This is a genomic window from Acidovorax sp. FG48 (assembly GCF_057809085.1).
This window is the reverse complement of sequence record NZ_JBMDJH010000004.1, coordinates 41,308-59,323: the sequence shown is the minus strand read 5'-3', so window position 1 is coordinate 59,323 and position 18,016 is coordinate 41,308. Positions and strand designations below refer to the sequence as shown.

The 18,016-nt window shown below is 59.1% G+C and carries 22 protein-coding genes and 1 pseudogene; 8 read left to right on the top strand and 15 right to left on the bottom strand.

Going from position 1 to position 18,016, the window contains the following annotated elements:
• Positions 1-501: 501 nt before the first annotated feature.
• Positions 502-1,302 (bottom strand): hypothetical protein, encoded by an 801-nt coding sequence (locus ACODSU_RS07110; RefSeq protein WP_488841119.1) that lies wholly within the window; start codon positions 1,300-1,302, stop codon positions 502-504.
• 492 nt (positions 1,303-1,794) lie between these two features.
• Between ACODSU_RS07110 and ACODSU_RS07105 the strand changes: the two genes are divergently transcribed.
• Positions 1,795-2,664, top strand: a complete 870-nt coding sequence (locus ACODSU_RS07105) for a hypothetical protein (RefSeq protein ID WP_488841117.1) — start codon at positions 1,795-1,797, stop codon at positions 2,662-2,664.
• On the opposite strand, the gene ACODSU_RS07100 is transcribed toward ACODSU_RS07105, so the two are convergent.
• The 5 genes from ACODSU_RS07100 to ACODSU_RS07080 all read right to left on the bottom strand — a co-directional run bounded on the left by ACODSU_RS07100 (position 2,652) and on the right by ACODSU_RS07080 (position 5,325).
• Entirely contained in the window at positions 2,652-3,173 is a 522-nt protein-coding gene (locus ACODSU_RS07100) for a helix-turn-helix domain-containing protein (RefSeq protein ID WP_488841115.1), read from the bottom strand. The genes ACODSU_RS07105 and ACODSU_RS07100 overlap by 13 nt on opposite strands.
• A gap of 114 nt (positions 3,174-3,287) precedes the next feature.
• On the bottom strand, positions 3,288-3,812 hold the full coding sequence (locus tag ACODSU_RS07095) for a chlororespiratory reduction 6 domain-containing protein (RefSeq protein ID WP_488841113.1): 525 nt from the start codon (positions 3,810-3,812) through the stop codon (positions 3,288-3,290).
• A 22-nt stretch (positions 3,813-3,834) separates the two neighbouring features.
• Positions 3,835-4,413, bottom strand: a complete 579-nt coding sequence (locus ACODSU_RS07090; protein WP_488841111.1) for an RES family NAD+ phosphorylase — start codon at positions 4,411-4,413, stop codon at positions 3,835-3,837.
• 13 nt (positions 4,414-4,426) lie between these two features.
• Positions 4,427-4,897 (bottom strand): hypothetical protein, encoded by a 471-nt coding sequence (locus ACODSU_RS07085; protein ID WP_060985853.1) that lies wholly within the window; start codon positions 4,895-4,897, stop codon positions 4,427-4,429.
• Positions 4,898-4,920: 23 nt separating this feature from the next.
• Positions 4,921-5,325, bottom strand: coding sequence for a hypothetical protein (locus tag ACODSU_RS07080; RefSeq protein WP_146186048.1), 405 nt, complete (start codon positions 5,323-5,325; stop codon positions 4,921-4,923).
• A gap of 301 nt (positions 5,326-5,626) precedes the next feature.
• Between ACODSU_RS07080 and ACODSU_RS07075 the strand changes: the two genes are divergently transcribed.
• The 3 genes from ACODSU_RS07075 to ACODSU_RS07065 all read left to right on the top strand — a co-directional run bounded on the left by ACODSU_RS07075 (position 5,627) and on the right by ACODSU_RS07065 (position 9,060).
• Positions 5,627-8,029, top strand: a complete 2,403-nt coding sequence (locus ACODSU_RS07075) for a site-specific integrase (RefSeq protein ID WP_488841109.1) — start codon at positions 5,627-5,629, stop codon at positions 8,027-8,029.
• A 134-nt stretch (positions 8,030-8,163) separates the two neighbouring features.
• A complete protein-coding gene (locus tag ACODSU_RS07070) occupies positions 8,164-8,496 on the top strand; it encodes a hypothetical protein (RefSeq protein WP_488841107.1) in 333 nt (110 codons plus the stop codon).
• A 3-nt stretch (positions 8,497-8,499) separates the two neighbouring features.
• Positions 8,500-9,060: a GNAT family N-acetyltransferase gene (locus ACODSU_RS07065; RefSeq protein ID WP_488841105.1), complete on the top strand. Its 561-nt coding sequence runs from the start codon at positions 8,500-8,502 to the stop codon at positions 9,058-9,060.
• A gap of 162 nt (positions 9,061-9,222) precedes the next feature.
• Here the strand turns inward: ACODSU_RS07065 and ACODSU_RS07060 are convergent, their stop codons facing one another.
• The 6 genes from ACODSU_RS07060 to ACODSU_RS07035 form a co-directional block, all read right to left on the bottom strand.
• A complete protein-coding gene (locus ACODSU_RS07060) occupies positions 9,223-9,537 on the bottom strand; it encodes an H-NS family nucleoid-associated regulatory protein (RefSeq protein WP_488841103.1) in 315 nt (104 codons plus the stop codon).
• A 370-nt stretch (positions 9,538-9,907) separates the two neighbouring features.
• Positions 9,908-10,978, bottom strand: a complete 1,071-nt coding sequence (locus tag ACODSU_RS07055) for a DNA-binding protein (protein ID WP_488841101.1) — start codon at positions 10,976-10,978, stop codon at positions 9,908-9,910.
• A gap of 692 nt (positions 10,979-11,670) precedes the next feature.
• Positions 11,671-12,027: a cupin domain-containing protein gene (locus tag ACODSU_RS07050; protein WP_012435589.1), complete on the bottom strand. Its 357-nt coding sequence runs from the start codon at positions 12,025-12,027 to the stop codon at positions 11,671-11,673.
• A gap of 133 nt (positions 12,028-12,160) precedes the next feature.
• A complete protein-coding gene (locus tag ACODSU_RS07045; protein ID WP_011514928.1) occupies positions 12,161-12,721 on the bottom strand; it encodes a chlorite dismutase family protein in 561 nt (186 codons plus the stop codon).
• Positions 12,722-13,127: 406 nt separating this feature from the next.
• A complete protein-coding gene (locus ACODSU_RS07040; protein WP_011342942.1) occupies positions 13,128-13,412 on the bottom strand; it encodes a type II toxin-antitoxin system RelE/ParE family toxin in 285 nt (94 codons plus the stop codon).
• Positions 13,409-13,687: a hypothetical protein gene (locus tag ACODSU_RS07035; protein WP_011342941.1), complete on the bottom strand. Its 279-nt coding sequence runs from the start codon at positions 13,685-13,687 to the stop codon at positions 13,409-13,411. The genes ACODSU_RS07040 and ACODSU_RS07035 overlap by 4 nt, the downstream gene beginning before the upstream one ends.
• 253 nt (positions 13,688-13,940) lie before the next feature.
• Here ACODSU_RS07035 and ACODSU_RS07030 point away from each other — a divergent pair, with 253 nt between their 5' ends.
• The gene (locus tag ACODSU_RS07030) at positions 13,941-14,312 is read left to right on the top strand and encodes a recombinase family protein (RefSeq protein ID WP_488841098.1); all 372 of its coding nucleotides are present in this window, start codon (positions 13,941-13,943) and stop codon (positions 14,310-14,312) included.
• A gap of 176 nt (positions 14,313-14,488) precedes the next feature.
• Here the strand turns inward: ACODSU_RS07030 and ACODSU_RS07025 are convergent.
• A pseudogene (locus ACODSU_RS07025) lies at positions 14,489-14,935 on the bottom strand (Tn3 family transposase); the annotation flags it as partial.
• Between the two features lie 38 nt (positions 14,936-14,973).
• On the opposite strand from ACODSU_RS07025, the gene ACODSU_RS07020 reads away from it, so the two are divergent.
• Positions 14,974-15,606 (top strand): sigma factor-like helix-turn-helix DNA-binding protein, encoded by a 633-nt coding sequence (locus tag ACODSU_RS07020; protein ID WP_169132479.1) that lies wholly within the window; start codon positions 14,974-14,976, stop codon positions 15,604-15,606.
• Between the two features lie 59 nt (positions 15,607-15,665).
• Complete coding sequence (locus tag ACODSU_RS07015; protein WP_169132474.1) at positions 15,666-16,133, top strand: carboxymuconolactone decarboxylase family protein; 468 nt, start codon at positions 15,666-15,668, stop codon at positions 16,131-16,133.
• 26 nt (positions 16,134-16,159) lie between these two features.
• On the opposite strand, the gene ACODSU_RS07010 is transcribed toward ACODSU_RS07015, so the two are convergent.
• Both ACODSU_RS07010 and ACODSU_RS07005 read right to left on the bottom strand, forming a co-directional pair.
• On the bottom strand, positions 16,160-16,432 hold the full coding sequence (locus ACODSU_RS07010) for an HNH endonuclease (protein ID WP_169132475.1): 273 nt from the start codon (positions 16,430-16,432) through the stop codon (positions 16,160-16,162).
• Positions 16,433-16,482: 50 nt separating this feature from the next.
• A complete protein-coding gene (locus ACODSU_RS07005; RefSeq protein ID WP_169132476.1) occupies positions 16,483-17,454 on the bottom strand; it encodes a LysR family transcriptional regulator in 972 nt (323 codons plus the stop codon).
• Positions 17,455-17,573: 119 nt separating this feature from the next.
• Here ACODSU_RS07005 and ACODSU_RS07000 point away from each other — a divergent pair, with 119 nt between their 5' ends.
• Entirely contained in the window at positions 17,574-18,002 is a 429-nt protein-coding gene (locus ACODSU_RS07000) for a cupin domain-containing protein (RefSeq protein ID WP_169132477.1), read from the top strand.
• Positions 18,003-18,016: the final 14 nt, after the last annotated feature.

Sequence of the window (18,016 nt, the reverse complement as noted above, 5' to 3'; positions counted from 1 at the left end):
GCAACATACCCGGCAAGTCCGAGAAGAGACAAGTAAAGAATTGCCTGCCTAACTCTTCTTAAAGTCTGCCCTCGGCGTCTTCAGGAGGGGGCGTCCTTCGTCATTCGCTTGGATGCAGTCCAAGGAATTCGCGCAGCTCTTCGGGTGTGAGAACCTTGGAGTAATCGGAGATGAGCAAGTCAGCCAGTCTGGACAGTCGGCTCAGAGCGAAGGAGCGGGGGAGGAGTCGTACGAGAAGGCTTTTCGCCAGGCTGCGGAGTCGCCTTCGCTCTGCCTGCTCCTGAATGCGCCACATTTCCTCGCGCCTGGATTGCGGGAAATCAACCCCTAGTCTGTGATCGATCTGAAGGTTCAGTTCGCTGCGTCGCAAAGATCGCCGCTCTTCGGCAGTGTCACCGGTTCCCTGAGCAGATTGATAGAGGGAAATGACAGCGCGCTCGTACTCTGCGGGCGTTAACTTTTGGCCATGCGGTAGTTTGGAGGGCGGTATCTGGTTCACAGTTACCGTGGAGCTTTACTAGCAGCCGCCGAAAAAACGCCTCGACCGAAGGCCATATCAACCGATTCGGGGTCGCTGAGCCTAATGCGTTCTTCGGGGCTGACCCGGAAGACTCTTACGAAATCGTCTGTCGAAAGTGCGTTGGCAGCGTCATCCTGAAACTTGTCAGTCATTCTGTCAAATTCGCGGACATACTCAACTGGTCCGATCTTGTCATTCCGCAGCTCTTTACCCATGAAATCCAAGAATAACTCTGTAGTATTTTTGGCTAGCTTCAACCCACTCAAAGAAGATTTCGGAGATTGTATTTGGTGTTGAAGGCTTAGATCTTTCATAAAACGGTTGACATTGAATGTCGCCAATTCTGATGAAGACGTTTTGAAATCGAATCTTGCCATTGAGGCTCTATTTGAGCGAATGAGACGCAACGTGCCAGAAGGAATATCTCTAGCTCTGAGCGTCGTTGAGGTTTTACTGGTAACGCAAGCTTCAAGATCTCCCATGACATCGGGCCTCATGTTGAAAGCCGATCGTCCATATGTACCAAATATCGATACGGATAGCCAGTACCCACGGGCCTCAGTAACAAGTCGATTCGCAGGGAGGAGAATTCGGTTGGCGGCTTGGTGACATACGCCATCGATCAAATAACGGCCGACACCGGCCTCGCCGTTGGGTTCTGCAATCGCGTTTGCCCGTGCCGTACTTCCTTCGCCCGCGCTGATTGCCTCCCCATTCTTGGAGCCGCCGAAGCACCCCCAAGATTTGCCTGCTCCGCATTCCACGTAGGTGTGATCGGCCATGTAAGCCATCATCGATGTTCGGTATCGCTTAGCTATCAGTTGTCCCATTTGGTCCTCCATCAAGTGATCATTTTCTAAAGCTTAACGAAATCCGCGCACCATGAGCGCATAAACGCAGGCATAGTTTTTAGAGCGGGGCTGCGAGTTTCCACCGGCATTCGTTTCGTGTGATGCACTCGGGTAGAAAAAAGGGATACTGATCCTTGGAGCGGGGTTCGCGAAGAGCAGCGCTCTCACATTTCGCTCGCTTCTTTGCCTAAGGGCTGACCAATGGCCAGCCCTTTGCTTTTAGGCGTCCAGCATGAACGACTTCACCGAACTGGACGCCAACGGGCGCACGTTGAGGACGCTCCTAGCTACGCTCACCACAGCGCGTTACCGTTCAACCCTATGAAACTTCCTCTCCTGTTCCCCCTGGTGTCAGTCGCAGCATTGGCGCTGGTCGGTTGCGGTGAACCGACCGTCGTAGACGTGCGGAAGGCATACGGTGCCATGAGCGACGAGAAGCTGCAGGCAGAGGCCCTGCACCAGCGTGTAGAGTGCCGCGCCGCGACGCAGGACTCCGACAAGCCCAGTTCTCCCTGCAACCGCGCAAACCTCGCAGAGGAGATCGCGGAATCTCGTGGTTGGTGCTGGGGGCCCTATGCCGCCGCCAACTCTGACAAGTCCTGGCTGCGATGCACCGATGACGTGACGAAATCAGCGCAGGCCAAGTCAAACTGGTTCGCTGGGACCCAAAACGGGTCCTGTCGAGAGTCCAGTCTGATCGAGGCCATCAGCAAGGTCCTGGAGCACGAGGGCCCATGGAACGTGAAGACCTCGTTTTCGCAAGAGGGCTTCTTCGACGTGTCCAGCCAGCTCAAGGATGGCACCAGCTACAAGGTGCGGTTGTACCCCAGCTGCGGTTCGGCCCTGATGGTCTACATCGCCAAGCCTGGGGTTGAAGGCGGCGTGTCGGTCGCCGCCCCGCTGGGGATGTCACCCAGAGATGCAGGCGATCTCTATGGCTTCGATATCAGCAACTGCAGCGCCTATTCGTTTGGAGGCGGAATCGGTTGCGGCATGGGCTACCAGGCCGGGATGCCGCCGCCCATCCGCTTGAGCGACGGTTTCGTTCCCTGTTCGGTGGATGGACCTGTGCAATTCGACTTCCCGCCTCGCAGGGGTATGGTGGGTGTCACCTGCAGCGTCAATGCAGAGGACATGTCTGCGTTCGAGCAGCGGATGGCAGGTGCCTTTGGGGAGCAGCAGCGGGCGTCAGATGGTAGCCGCCGATGGCATCTCGGTGGCTACACGGTCGGCAGTGTGGAGGTGGTCGTTTTGGGGAAGACGCTGCGGCGTGTGTCCGTCTACCAGGACTGACCTTTTCGCTCGGTAGATCCTGTGGCGGGCAATTTCTTGATCGCATCCCGCAGCGTGGCCATGGTCGAATCTTTTCTACAGTCTTCGTGCATGGTCATGCACAAAAGCTGAAAAAATTGGAGCCTACTTTCCAGGGGAAATCGATTGCCAGCACTGTCTACACAGAATTCGTCAACGATGCGGTACGCGTTCCCAAGTGCCACAGCGGTTACCTGAAGTCCCTCAGTGATAGATGGCGGCGGTGGTTTTGCGTTCAGCAGGTAGGGGAGATTGAAACCTAGATCTCCGAGTTTCTGCACGTAGCTTAAACCTGGCGAGCGTCCGTCTCTTTCATAGATGTTCTGCGTTGTCCTCGCGACGCCGCAATGTGTCGCCACTTCCTGTTGAGATAGCTGTAGCCTGAGCCTCTCCAATTTCAGTCGCTGCCCAAAGGATGAGCTGTTTTCGGCCTTTGCGGTTTCCAATTCAGGCGACAAATCGAATTTAGTTGTCACGGGCGGTTCAATCATTTGGAAATGGTAGTGGACACACGAGCCCAGAATATCCGCTGATACCGCGCCAGGTAAGGGGTCCCAGCCATCCTATTTGGTTGATCATCTAGAGAAGGCCGGGGCAGGTGTCTTCTAGGGGACCAACTCAGCGCAAGCACTCTCGCATGAAGCTTCGGCCTCACCTTCGCTGATTCCGAACGCCTCGAACATGGCGTTGCCGCGCTGGAACAGGTCAGCAATCTGGGCCGCAAGCTCATGGCGGTCCAGAAACTCGGTCCCTGTACTGCTCCCCCGGCGATGGATCTTGACCTTGCACAGCAGTGCCAACAGCAGATGGATCGCCCCAACATGCCTGTGCAGGAACCACATCCAATGCGGCCATTCTTGGGCGAGTCGGGCAAAGAAGGCGCGCACCTCGGGGATTTCCGCCAACTCACGAGTGTCAGCGTCATACCCCACCACCTGTATGACCAGGCACTCTTGGTAACGCAGGGCCGTCTCTCGGGACTCGGCGATTGCGTGCAGGCGCTCCAGGGAGCTGGCGATGTTGCCCGTTTCAATTTCGCGCGTGGATATCTCCAGCACCAGCAGCGCCTCCCCTTGAAAGGTGGCGAGGCCAGCGGCATCGGTTCGCACAACTGAGGGGCGCGGGGTCATGGGCATTGGTTGCACTCTTGTTTCACGAGACGATGGCCACTTGAGAGCCCAGGGCGGCGCGCAGAACACTGAGGTGGAGCCGATCACTGCCGGGTTGCACGAGCGGGGTGCTTGAGAGCTTCGTCATGCTGGCCACACCGCGTTCGAACAGGCAGATGCACGCGTGGTACGGGTGCTGCGCGGATGCGTACATGACACCATGGGCTCCCGCCTTTCGGGCGTCGGCGGCAAAGGCCTGCGTGGTCACGTAACGCAGAGATTGCAGCACTGGGTAGTTTTCCTCCAGCCCGCGCAGATCGACAAGACGGATGCCCGCAGCCGTGCGAAATGCGACCAATGAGCGTTGCCGCAGCTGATCCAACGTGTAGCTGCGCGTGTCCCGCCGAAAAAGCGCCTCGTAGCACGAGGTCTGCTCGCTATCGGCGAGGTAGGCAGTGGGCTCGTCGGACAGATCGAAACGGCCAGTGGGAATGCCGAAGGGCGGGAGGATGAACCCGCGCGTTCGCACGCTGTCTTTGCGCCAGCTGGTGCGCTGGATGCGGTGCCAGATTTGGCGGTCAGGAAGTTCAATGAATGGCGGATTGAGGTCTGTCAGGTTCATGAGGCGAGGTCATTCAGTGAGCCTCAGCCGTTGCCAATGCCAGGATGTGTTTCGCTGGGACGCCCTGCTCAAGTGCGGCGCGCGGTGTCTGGCCGTCGAGGGCCGATGCCGGCGTCTCCAGGAAGGTGAGCACCTGCCAGCCATCGGACGCGCCAAGGGCCGATGCCAAGGGCTGCAGGATGGGCCACAGGTTGGGTTCGAACTGCCAGCGCGGCAACTTGAACCCCCGGCGCAGGTGGGAAACCCCGATGCAGCGGCGCGACTTGATCCAGGCGTTGATGGTCACCCGGCTGGCGCCTGCCAGCAGTGCAGCGTCGTCGGTCGTGATCATGTCGTCGGCTTCCATGCGCTCGCGGCGGTACTGCGCACCCGAGCGCAAGACAGCGGCAGACTGGGCCGCTGTCGCGTAGGGATCAGGAGACGCCTGCGAGAGGTCTGGGGCATTGCGGTGGGCAAACGGTGAGGAAATGGACAGGGTGTTCATGGGGATTTCAAACCGTGGTGCGCTTATGGCGCGTTGCGCAGGTTGGGCTTTGCCGCCGAGAAGAAGCCAGAAGTAGATCCGTCGCGAAGGTCTGTGTTGTTGCGGCGCCGTGACCTCAGGCGCGCGCCACCGCCCATCTTCGGGAAGCGGACCTCCAGGCGTTCGTGGCTATACCACTGCGAGACGCGACTCGACAGGGTGCTCATCGGGTAGGAAAACGGGTGCCATGTGCAAGACCGCCGTATCGTCTGATGCACGGCCAGGAACGCTTTCATCATGGCCTGAGCAATCAACTGCGGTTCAAAGGGCACAAGGTCGCCACTACGGCGAATGATCGCGTAGTGATCGAACGCGGCGGGTGCGCTCGGCCCACATGGGCCATCTATCCAAGCAAGCATCTCGTTCTCCTGTGGTCGCGTGGCGGACATGGCTCGTCCTGACCGTGGCTTCCAGAGAGGAATGTACATCGCTGCCGCAAATTTCGCAAGATTGGATAGTTACGTTACTTTGTATAGCTTTGATCGTTTCGTTAAGTTCGGTAATTTTTCGACGGTTTGAAATTGTTTTGCATTTAACATCTGATCTGCCTTAAACTCCGTTAAGGTCTAGCAAATGAGTCATAAAAATAGAGGAGGGGGATTTCCCGGCTCCTCTGACGCTTAGTTGTACCTTTTGGCCCGGTGATGGACCCGCTGGCCAACGTTCAAGACAATTGGTTTTTTCAAAGTCATGGCCCAATCTACGCCCGAAATTCCTGCGGGTCAATCGCCCGCAGACATCGACCCCATCGACGGCCCCGGAAATCTCGCAGTCGCGGATTTTGACGGTGGCCAGCCGCTGGAGCCCGCGCAACCCGCCAAGACCGCGCGCCGGCGCGGTCGGCCTCCCGGTTCGCGCACCAAGATTGCTCACGAGAGCAGCGCCACGGCCGATGAGTTTGCCATGCTGCGGGCGGTTGCCCAAGGGGTAGATCTTACGGTCGCAGCCCGCCAGTACATGCTCTGGCCAGGCCGAGCGCCCGAGCGCCCAGCGCTGATCAAGAGATACCAGGAGCTTTTGGACCGGATCGAGGCTGCAGCCAACGGCATAGCGCAGTCGCACGAGGCCCGCACTATGGTGAGGGTTCTCAGGGACCACCAGACCATTGTGTTGGAGCCACCGCGGATTCCTGCCAATGAACCCGGTGCCCAGTCATCGGCCCCTGCAGCGCAGGCCGTATCCGTTGCCAAGCCGGTGGCAGTCCAGGCGTCCCAGCCGCCGACGCTGGAGGAGTTTGCGGCGCAGTTTGACGAAGGCATGTTTTCTGAAGCGGAGCTGATCGAGCGGTACCAGGAGGCGCTGCAGGACGCAGAAGCTGCCGCCCAAGTCGCACTTCCCGCCCTCACCGCTCCCGTGGCCACTGCTTTGCCGGCACAGGCGGAGATCGCCTTGGCCAGCGAACCGCCGTTGATCCCGGTCGAGCCGGTGCAGGATCTGGAGGACGCTCGAAGCGCGGCCGAGCGCATGAAGGACGTGCTGCACGCGATCAACTGGCTGGACGAACACTTGGGCACCAAGCCCGAGCGCGCCCATCGCGTGGAGCAGTGGGTGATCATGTCGGCCGCCCAGATGCAGGCGCTGCGCAAAGCCGGTGTGATCACGCTGGGGAATCTGGTGGACTGGATGTCGCTGCAAGGCGCCACCTGGTACGACGCCCTGCCTGGCTATGGGGTCAAGCGGGCGGACAACCTGTTGGCATGGATTCTGCGCTGGAACCTGGCGCCCGCCGAAGGCCTGTCCCAGCTCCCTGCCCTGGTCGCCGCCAACGCCACCGAAGTGCAGGTTTCGGATGAAAACGCCCTGCAGCCGCTGACTTCGATGAAGTGGCCTGCCGATCTGATGGGAACCAAGGGCACGTTTCGCAAGCACGGGGTCAACACGATGAGTGCCACCAACGACCTGGAGGCCGTGAGGGGGTGGTTTCTCAAGATCAAGGACCTGTCGCCATTCACCCAGGAGGCGTACCAGCGCTCCATCGAACGCTTGATCCTCTGGTCCGTCCATGAGCGCAAGAAGGCGCTCTCTTCACTGGACGAGGCCGACTTTTTTGCCTTCAAGGACTTCTTGATCGACCCGCCTCCTCACTGGGTTCAATCAGCCAAAGGCTCGCCGAAGAAAAAAACCACGGGCTGGAGGCCACTGCGCGGGCCCCTCAATTCTGTGAGCCTGAATGTGACGTTCGCCGCAGTGCGCAAGATGTACACGCACTGGAAAGAATCGGGATACATCGACGGCAACGCTGCCCAGGCCGTCCACGGCAAAAAGCGCGAGGAAGAGACGATGGACGTGTTCCGCTCGTTCACCAAATCCGACCTGGAGGTGGTGGGGAACACGTTCGCAGAACTGCCCGATGGTGCTCCCAAGCGGCGGCTGCGCGCCCTGTTCCGCCTCCTCGAAAACGCGGGTCTTCGCCGTGCGGAGGTGGCGCAGGCCAGGTGGTCCCACGTACAGACCGACCGAGCACTTGAACCTGGTTCTGAAGCGCGTGTGCTGCAGGTGCTGGGCAAGGGCAAGCGCAAACGGCAAGTGCCATTGAACGCAGAGACCATGGAGGCGTTGCGCGAGCACCGCAAGGATCGCGAGGAGCTGGTGATCCAGGGCAGGCTGAAATACTTCTCTCACGTCAAGCCCGAGGACGAGCCGCTGATAGGGGTGTTGGACGACCGGTGGATCTGGGCAAAAGACAAGAAGCTGAAAAAGGAACGCGACGAGAAAGCCCTGGCATCACAGGTCAAAGCGCTGCCGACGATTGAGATCGAAGGCATATCCGTGGCAGGCCAGCTCAAGTACACCGTCAACGAGAACGGTGCCTTGTCCGCCCACATGCTGTATCAGATCCTCAAAGGATTTTTTGCGATGTGCTCTGCCACCGCTGGTGAGAAACCGGGCGAGGGTAAGGGGCCTTTCATGCGGGCCTCCACCCACTGGCTTCGCCACACCTACGCGCACAAGGCGCTGAAGTCGTCCGAAGGTGATCTCAGCGTGGTGCAAGGGCTGCTGGGACACAAGAACATCAACACCACCGCCATCTATGTGAAAGCCGACATGTCCGAGCGAATCAAGGTGGCGGAAAAGCTAAAGTCGAGTGTCTAAATGGCATGTGCCACTGACGGTGGCAAGCGAACTGCGTCAAACAAGGCCCCCTACTGGTGCGCCCATTGCACCGATAGTCTGAAAAGGATGGGGCGGCGTAAAATGACTGGCCCACATTCCTTTGTGAGCACGCCATGAGCGACAAGCGATTTCCGGAAATTGATGAAGAAACGGGTGAGGCGATGGATGACGGAAGCCCACCGATCCCGAAGACAGGCGTTGCTGCCTTTGACCAACTGTCAGAGCCCGAAAAAATCCGTGGTCTGCAACAGATTGACGACGAGCCGATGGCAGGTGTAATCCGCCAAGTCTTGGCCCGTCCCGCCGACCAGCTGACACCCAAGCAGGACTACACATACCGCCAGGCGGGCGAAGCCGCCATTGAGAAGTGCTCGACGTGCAGCACCATCGTTCCACGCGGCGACGTGTATTGCCCTACATGCGAAATCGAATACGGTGGCCGGTGACCCGTGGTTGATGACTTTTGCTCATCCTTGGAAATTCGCTTGCTGGATAGCAGAGACATCGCGGAAATAGTTGATTTCAGACACCATCAAGGCGACCATCCTTTGCTGGGCCCTGCTGTGGAGCGTAGGGAACACAGCCGCCGAGATCTCGTTGCAAGAGACCTTGAAAACCATGGATATGCCACGTTTGGCTCGTTCGAGTCTGGTCGCCTCATTGCGGTGGTGACATCAATACTGCGCCCCGGCATCTATCAACCTGACTGGGCGATTTCTGGGTTATTGGTTCATCCGGGGCATCGGGGGAAGCACATAGGCCAGTGTCTGATTCGCACGTGCTGTCTCCATATGCCAGTTGAGGCCGACACTTGCCTCATTGACACGTACCATCCTGAGGGTGACGCCAGTACATCTGCACGACGCCTTTATAAGAAGCTTGGTTTCGAAGACTATGGGGGTTCGGAATGCACTCACAGTGAGGATGGTGTGCGGTACTTTAAGCAGCGGATGTCGGCTGAGACGGTGAAGATAAAGAAACGGCTTCAGGCGGCAACACCATCCAGGTAACCCCCAGAGTTTTCGCATCGCGCTCCAAGTTGGCGGGTAGTGGCCTCTGGATGACTAAAACCACTTTGACATCTGGCGAAGAGGCTTCTGCATTGGTTAGGGGTCATCTCGGTTTTTAGAGAATCGTCGACAAAATTCCCTCGGCCGGACCTGACGTCAGGCTCAGCCGCCGTACGCGGGATTCCTAAAGTCTTCGAGTGCGGCGCCGGCCTCGATCGCCTCGACGAGCCAAGTCGGCCGCCTCCCCTTGCCGGCCCAGGTGTTGCCGGCTCGGTCGCAGTACGGTATTGACTCGTCCACCGGGTCCGGCGCAAGTGCCGCCCCGAGTTCATCCTCCGAGAACACATCCATTGGCTTCAGGTCGTACATTTCGATCGTCTGCCGAACCAGTTCGATTACCTCTTCCTGCTCAGCAAGATAACTGAGCGCTTCCTGGAGGCGCTGCTTCATGGCGGTGACGGGCTTGACCTTCGGCATCGTGTGATTCTTCCGTTTGGCTCCAGGATGGTAGGTTACCGTCGACCGACCGAGTAGCTGGTCCACGGCGACGGAGTCAGTCAAACTAGCACAGGCCGCAGTGGATCCAGTGAGGACCATATCGAATTGAGTTCGCGGCGTCCCAGGGAATTTCCGCCGCATTTTGAGAAAAAAAGAAATGCAGCATCTACTAGGCGCGAGCTAAGTCATTGATTTTTGACCGACTTTCCGCCGCTTTTCGAGAAAATCCAGAAACGACCGTAGCCTGAGGACTGCCCGCAACGTCAATGCATTTTGGGCAACCGCGCCAAGGCATCGGGGATGCGTTGGAGGGCGACAGGGACTCATGTATAAACCCGCAGAAACAGGCTTAAGTCCCCGTCCCGGTTGGTTTTTTTGATTCCCTCTTGGCTGAGCGACTGGCCCCTTCGTCCGGGTTTTTCACGGCCGAATCAGGACCAGGAGCCGTAGCACTGAATCGCTCCAACATGCTGGCGACGACGTGCTCTTGCGCCGTGACGGATGACCTGGCCGCCGCCACCGTCAGTTCCAGCTGCTGATTCGCCGCGAGCAGTCCATCGAGCTTGGCTTGCGATTTCTCGTTCGTGGTGCTGAGCTGCAGGACAGCAGCATCTTGTTCCACCAGGCGCCGGCCCAACTCCTCGGTGCGCCGCTGCGCAAACCCCAGTTCGTCCTTGAGCGGCCGCAGGCCCCGCAACTCTTCCTGGGCCTGGTGCAGATCGCCCTGGGCGCGCGACAAATCGCCCAGCAGGCGTGCGTTTTCCTGCAGGGCGTGCACGGCTTCTTGCTGTTTGGTTGCCAAGGTCTCGTTCACGCTGCGCAACTCAGCCTGCAGGAACTGCACCTGCTGCTCCTGCTTGCGCTGGTCCTGGTCGCGCTGCTCCTTGGTGGATTGCCGGAAATGCTCCAGCGCCTGGCGCGCATGCTGGTGCTTTTCTTCCAGCGATTGGCGATGGCGTTCTTCGGCCGCGATGCGCTCCTGCAGGTCAACCACCTGCTGGGCGAGCTGCGTGTTTTCCAGGGTCTTGCTGCGCAGCGTTTCATTGGTTTTGCCGTGGCCGGTCTTTTCCTCGGCCAAGGCCCGCTGGGTTTGCTCCAGTTGCTGACGCGTGGACTGCGCCTCGGTTTTCAGGACCGCGGCGGCTTGCTGGTGATGGGCGAGCTGCTCGGCGTGCCTGCCCTGCGCCGCAGTGACCCGCTCCTCGGCCTCCTCGTTGACGCGGGCGGCCAGGCGGCCCACCAGATCCTGGATCGCCTCACTGACGGCCACCCGGCTGCCGGTGGCCCCACCTTCCTCTTCCTCAATCTCCTTCAGGTACCGGTGAATCGTGCTCTTGGAGCCGGTTCCCAGCTCTTCGCGCACCGCATCGATGGACGGATGGCGCCCGATGGCCAGCAATTTATCGCGTGCACGCAGCACTTCGGATTTGTAGATTCCGGCTCGGGCCATGGCTTACCTCTTTATTCCGTACCGTAGTATGTACCATGATATTACGTACTATTTTAGAGGTCAAGAAATTGAGATTTCTGGCAGAACTAACATTGGGTAATGGCAGATTATCCAATGTGAGGGTAATTTTTGATGGTTTCAGCCGTGGTAGCGGTATGGGGTCGGCCTAATGTGGCGTCATATGCGCTTATGACCGCGCGGAACAAAACTCGCGTCCCCGAAAAAGGGGTTCTAAGCCGGAACCGCCGAAAATTCCGTCAGCCGATCAACGTGGCTTGTCCCGCGCCCGGTCGATGGGGTAGACCCAACAGTCGTGTCACTAGCCGCCATTTCGATCACGGCAATGCCAGCCGGACGTCACGTCCAGATTGTTCCGGTCTGGATGAGGCCGACTGACGTCTCGGATGACGGGTGGCATACAACTGCTGTGAGTCCTGCAGGGGGGCAGCTGCCTGACCGGACGGCGAGCATCAGCCCATCTCATGTATTAGTCATGTCAGCTTTGACACTGCGCACGCGACGGCACCCGACCCGTTGCAGACCCCCAGACATATGGAAAGCTGACGCTCAACGTGGAGTTAGCCGGCGCGGCGCGGCTTCATCGCGCAGCGTCCGTGTTGATGGATGGGTTAGAACTCTCTGGGGCACACATTTGAGAAAGACTATTTTTCAGCCAACGCAAAACCCGCGTTGCCAGATGCAACCACTGAGACAAATACAAACGGCACTGGACTAGTATTTAGAGCGCCATGCACTTGGCCAGGTTTTGCTATGGCAATATCTCCAGCCTTTAGATGAGCGACTTTGCCGCCTCCTTGGTAATACTCAGCCTCTCCAGAGATAACCGTCCAAGTATCTTGGCCGTCCGGGTGAACATGAGCGGTTATTTCTTGCCCAGGATGGGCATGCCAAACAACAACTGCTGAGTCCTTGGTTTCCAGAACCACTGAACGAATTGGTTCGCCGTCAGACGGACGAATATATTCTGTTACCGAAAATATTCTTGATTCCATTTCCATATCCACTCCAAAAATCAATTTGGCTTGAGAAGTTATTACAGAACAACTGTATCCGAGAGTTCTACGTTGCCGATAACCGGCCCGAAACGGCGGCGCAACGCGCCGCTGTTGGGGGTCCGTGTTCATCGGCGGGTTAGACCTGTGCTTGCGTAAGACGAATATCGACTTCTCGGTCGACGTATTTCCATTCCTCTGACGCACGCAGTTCGGAAAGCAGCCTGTTGAACTCAACCTCATGAATTGGCGCGTATTCGAACCAATTCAGAAAATCGAACGGTTCATTCTCTGAGAGGTCGCGGCAGTGGTGGAGCTTGCGCGCTACTGCAGGCAAATACTGAAGCCCGATTTGGACGTGCTTCGACTGTTCGAAAACGCTCCGGCGTTCGTCTTGCGTGAGCTCCCACCAAGCTGCGTTCTTCCGGATCGGTATTAGCGCACCGCACGTTGCTTCTGGGCGCGCCAGACCTTGCTGCTTCGCTACAATTTCATTCTTCTCTGCGCGCATGACATATCGTTCATTGCTGGTTATTCCACGAAGTATCCAGGGTGCATTGGTTTCAGACTGCAACTCTGAAGCGGATACGACGTTGAGCCTTTTGGCTTCAGGCAGGGGCTCGCCAACTCTCGTTTCGGCCCTGACAATCCGCCAAGGGCCAATGTCTGCGCCGACGAAAGCAAATAATCGTGTATCCATTTCAATCTTTCATGTGTGAATGTTTTAACTCTTGCAGCTTCGAAGAACCTATCTGCCGATCCCGTGATTGTGCATCATCGCCTCCGCGCAACTGCGACGACCGCCCGCAGCAATCACATTGAACTTTCGAATCGAAACTGCTGAAGCGAACCTACGCGGACGTACGGCCGCAGTCTGTGCGCTGCCGGACGGAGCGCTGCCAATTTGCGCCTACTGGCAGGCTGTGAGTGCGCGGATGGGCCAGCGACCTCCCTTCATAGAGGGAGCGAAGCAGGTCAGAGACACTATTGAACGTCCGCTACCGGGAAGATGCTTGACCGTCCGCAACTGGCCGCCTGCCGCCGACCGCGGTCTGGCTCGAAAGCAGTCTGTCAACGCGCCGTTTCATTGTTGCCATGATCATCTCTTAATCGCGCACAGGCGGCCACAGGCGGGCAGTATGAACCAGCGTCAGTATCCACACCGTTTCGCCGTCGATCTGATACACCAGGCGATAGCTTTCGTGCGGGATCAACTCGCGGGTCCCGGGAATCTTTCCCGGCTTGCCCAGCATGGGGTGCTGGATCAAGCGGGCGGCCGCGTCGCTGAAAATCTCATCCATCCGGGCCGCCGCGCGCGGATTGTCGGCTGCGATGTAGTCCCACACATCGGCACGGTCTTGCTGCGCTTCGGGCGTCCAAACAACCCTCACGCCTGGCTCGCCACACTGGCACGCCGTGCGGCGAATTCGGCCTCAACTTCATCGTTCGACCGCCCCAATCCAGCGCGCATCGAAGCCCGGCCGGCTTCGACCTTGCGGCGCAGGAACTCGTCGTACTCGCGCGACTCGCGCTGGCGCTGAACGAACTCGCGCATCAGCTCGCGCAGCACTTGCGACGCCGGGCGATGGGCCGCCTCGGCTTCGGCCATAAACTCGGCGCGCAACTCAGGCTCCAGCTTCATCGTGAAAACGGCTTGTTTTGACATGATCGGGGCCTCCTGCCACTTGATACTAACAAAGTATATACGCCGTCATTACTAAGCGCTATTCACAGAACGCTGCAAGGCGGGCGTGCGCTAGGCCAAGGCCTGTCGGAAAACATTTGTTTTTCGACAGGCCTTCAACGGTCCTCTGCACCAACCTCCGAGTGGCCGCAAAATTGTGCGGAAAACTCTGTCGCCAGACGCTACCATACGGAAACCTCGTCTTAATGGTTTTCCGCTTATGTTGGTAGGTTACATGCGCGTGTCGTCGGACTCCGACCGCCAGAGCACGAACTTGCAGCGCGATGCGCTGCTCGCCGTCGGCGTCGATGCGCGGCATCTGTTCGAGGATCATGCTTCCGGCGCGAAGGACGACCGCGCGGGCCTGGCGCGGGCGCTCGAATTCGTTCGCCCTGGCGACGTGTTGGTCGTGTGGAAGCTCGACCGGCTCGGCCGTTCGTTGTCGCACTTGCTCGCCATCGTGACCTCGCTCAAGAAAAAGCAGGTGGCGTTCCGCTCGCTGACGGAGAACCTGGATACCACGACGCCCTCGGGCGAGTTTCTGTTCCAGGTGTTCGGCGCGCTCGCGCAGTACGAGGGGTCTCCTCGTTTTCAGTGCAATAAGTGACGGTACGAAAAGCTAGCACTGGCGCGGAGGTGGTGTTGGTAGATCGTTGATTTCATTGACTTTCCTGTTCACTTTCAAATCTGCGATTCGTGGCGTCAAACCGTGGTCGGTTTGGGGTTTGAGGTGCAGTGGAACGTAAAACCGGGTTAAGGCCGGGTTAAGGCCGGGTTCGCGGCCTACTCGTCGCTCGCCGGATTGCGCAATGGCCGTAACTCGCCCTTGGCCACCGCGTCCGGTACCGAGAACGAATACCGGCCTAGCATGTTGATGTGCTCATGCAATAGCGGCGAGAGCCTCGCCACATCCTCATCGCGGACCTCGAAGCCATCCGCGCGCAGCTGGTTCAATGCGGCCTCCATGTAGCTTGTGTTCCATAGCACGATCATGTTGAGTACCAAACCAAGCGCGCCGAGTTGGTCTTCCTGCCCTTCACGGTAGTGCTGCCGCAGCTCGCCTCGCTTGCCATGGAAAACAGCGCGGGCAACGCTATGCCGCCCTTCGCCACGGTTGAGCTGGGTTAGCGTGTCACGGCGCTTCGCTTCGTCATCGATGTAGGTTAGCGTGTGCAGAGTCTTGTCGATCCGGCCGAACTCGGCGATAGCCTGCGCCAGCCGGGTCGGGCGCAGCCAAGACCGAACGCGCGCATTACACCGGCTTCTGGCTGCCTGAGCCCCTGCTCACCGATGGCCCGGATTCGCCCGAGCACCTGCTGGAACTGGCTGGCGACATCTCCCTGGCCTTTCTCGCGGTGCTGGAAAAACTGACGCCGGACGAACGCGCCGCATTTTTATTGCGGGAAGTGTTTGATGCCGATTACCCCGACATCGCACAAACACTGGGAAAAACCCAGGCTGCCTGCCGCCAGCTGGTGAGCCGCGCCAAAAGCCAGGTTCGCGCCGAGAAAACCCGTTTCAGCGTCAGCCGCGAGGAACACCTGCAATTGCTCGAGCGTTTTGCCGCGGCGGCACGGGGCGGCGACATGGCTGCGCTGAAAGCCTTGTTCAGCGACGACGCGGCCCTGATCAGCGATGGCGGCGGCGTGGTGCCGTCCTTTGGCAAGATAGTGCGCGGTGCCCAGCGGCTGGCGCAGCTTTACTACGCCGTGGCACGCCGCCACGGCGATGCCATACGGATCGAGATTGCCGGTATCAACGGCACGCCCGGCCTGTTGCGTTTTGTGAATGGGCAGCTGGAATCAGTACAGGCGATTTATTTCGAGAACGGCCTGGTCACCGAGATCCGCACACAACGCAATCCACACAAGCTGGCACGAGTCCTGTCACAAATGACCTGAGCGTCGCGTCTTGCAGGTGAAGGTTCAAATTCCTGAATCTTCATCTACAAGGAGTTTTCATGAACACGACTGCACGCCTGCCCCACCGAGAGCTGGCTCCTGAAGCCCTACGCGCCATGGTCGCCGTGACCACCGCCGTGGGCAAATCCACATTGGGCAAACCCCTGCTGGACCTGGTTTACCTGCGCGTTTCGCAAGTCAACGGCTGCGCCTATTGCCTGGACCTGCATGCGCGCGACCTGCTCGCGGACGGGGAAACCTTTCAGCGCATCAACAGCCTGCTCACCTGGCGCGAAGTGGCTTTTTTCACCGCACGCGAGCGCGCCGCACTCAACTGGGCGGAAAGCCTGACCTTGCTGACCCAGACCCAGGCGCCTGATGCCGACTACGAGCCGCTGGCCGCCCATTTCAGCGAGCGCGAAGTGGCCGAGCTGACATTTGCCATCGCGCAGATGAATGCATGGAATCGCCTGGGCGTCGGCATGAAGCTGCCCGTCCAGGCCCTGCCGCTCAAGGCGCAAGCCTGATCGCGTGATGCCGCGGCCGGCGGCGTTTACGTTTTTACCGTACGCCGCTGCACCCGGCCATCCATGGCCCCGGAGAGGGTGACCTGCCCCTTGGCGTGGCGCTGGTTGTTGCAGGCTTCATGGCTGATGGCCAGGTTTTCAGCGTGGCTGTTGCCGCCTTCGCTTAAAGGCTGGATATGTTCCAGCGTCGCAGCCTCGGGCAGCACATGTTCACCGCAAACCCAGCAGGGCACGATGCCATGCATCTGGCGGGCCACCGTCCTGTAGATCTTGTCGCGGGTGTGGGAGAGTTTGCTCATGGATAAACTGGATCAAAAATACGAAAAGCGCGCCCTGCCGCACGCACCGTCTAGCGCTCCCGCAGCGCACGCTGGAGCATGTCGACGCTGACCGTACGCATGCGCGCGGCAAAGGTTTTCATGCTTTCAATGAACAATTCTGTAGCGGGTGAGAGCGTTCGCCCCTCCAGTTTGTAAACGCCAATCGACAGTCTCGCAGACAGTTCCACAGGCAGGATGCGCAGACTGGAAGGCATGTTGCCGAACTGCAGCATCGACCCGTAGAGTACCGTAAGGAAGCGGTTCGTCGAAAGCAATTCATGGCGAACCAGCACGGACATGCTGGTGACAATGGACTCCGGCATCGCTGCCCCCTGACGCTCGAAAGCAGCGCGTAGCTGTCCGCTGACAGGCGTCTGCGGCATCGGCAGCACCCAGCGCTGGTCCGCCAGATCGGCCAGTGTGATGCGGCGTCGCCGGGCCAGCGGATGGTCGGCCCCCGCGACCACATACAGCGGGTCGTCAAACAGCCGTTCAAAGGACAACTCACCATCCGGGCGAACCGGCGGCTCGCGGCCAATGCCGATATCAATCAAACGGTTCCTGACCTCCATGGCCAGCCTCTCGGACTCCAGTTCAAGCAGCTTGTAGCGGATGCCCGGTCGCTCGCTTCCCATGCTGGCGACCGCATGCGACAAAAATCCGCCGCACATCGTGGGCGTGCCCCCCATGCGAATCTCGCCACCAGTTGAATCCGTGAGGACCTTGAGTTCTTCAACCCCGCGGCGCATCTCGTCAAACACCGCAAGCGCCCGGCGGATGAAGACGCTGCCGTGCGGCGTTGGCTCGACGCCACGGTTGGTGCGGTCGAACAAACGCACGCCCAGCGTCTCTTCAAGGTCGGCCAGGGCTTTCGATAGCGCGGGCTGGCTCAGGCCCACCTCCTGCGCCGCCTTCAGGATGCTGCCGGAATGGGCAATGGCGGCCAGCAGCCGGAGTTCCCGCAGCGTGACCCGCCGGACGATGGCATCGACAGACTTCATGCGCACTCCTTGTTGAAACCGTACAGTTATATCCGATGGATAAAAAACGATACACAACAGATACCCACGATGCTACCGTCCAGGCTGTCATCCAACAAAGATTCAACCAGGAGATTCAAATGAAGAAGCCACTTGCGTTACTGGCCATGGTTCTCGGCGCCATGCTGCAACCGGCGCCGGCACAAGAGATGCCGTCCGCCCAGGTGAAGCAGGGCGCCATACCCCACGAGCCCCTGCTCAGGCGCGTCTTGCCCAATACGGCCAACCAGGAAGTGATGGTCTTCGAGGCGGAATATGCACCCGGCGGGATCAACCCCCGGCACTTTCACCCGGCGGCGATCACCTTCCATATCCTGTCCGGCACGGGGATCTTTCAGGAGGACGGCAAGCCGCCCGTCACGCTGCGCGCCGGGGAGAGCCTGTTCGTTCCGACCGGAACCATCCATTCGCACTGGAACCCGAGTACCACGGAGAATCTGCGCTTTGTGGAGTTCATCGTGGCCGAGAAGGACAAGGGACGCTCCATTCCGCGACCATTGAAGAAGTGAGGCGCTGTGAAACG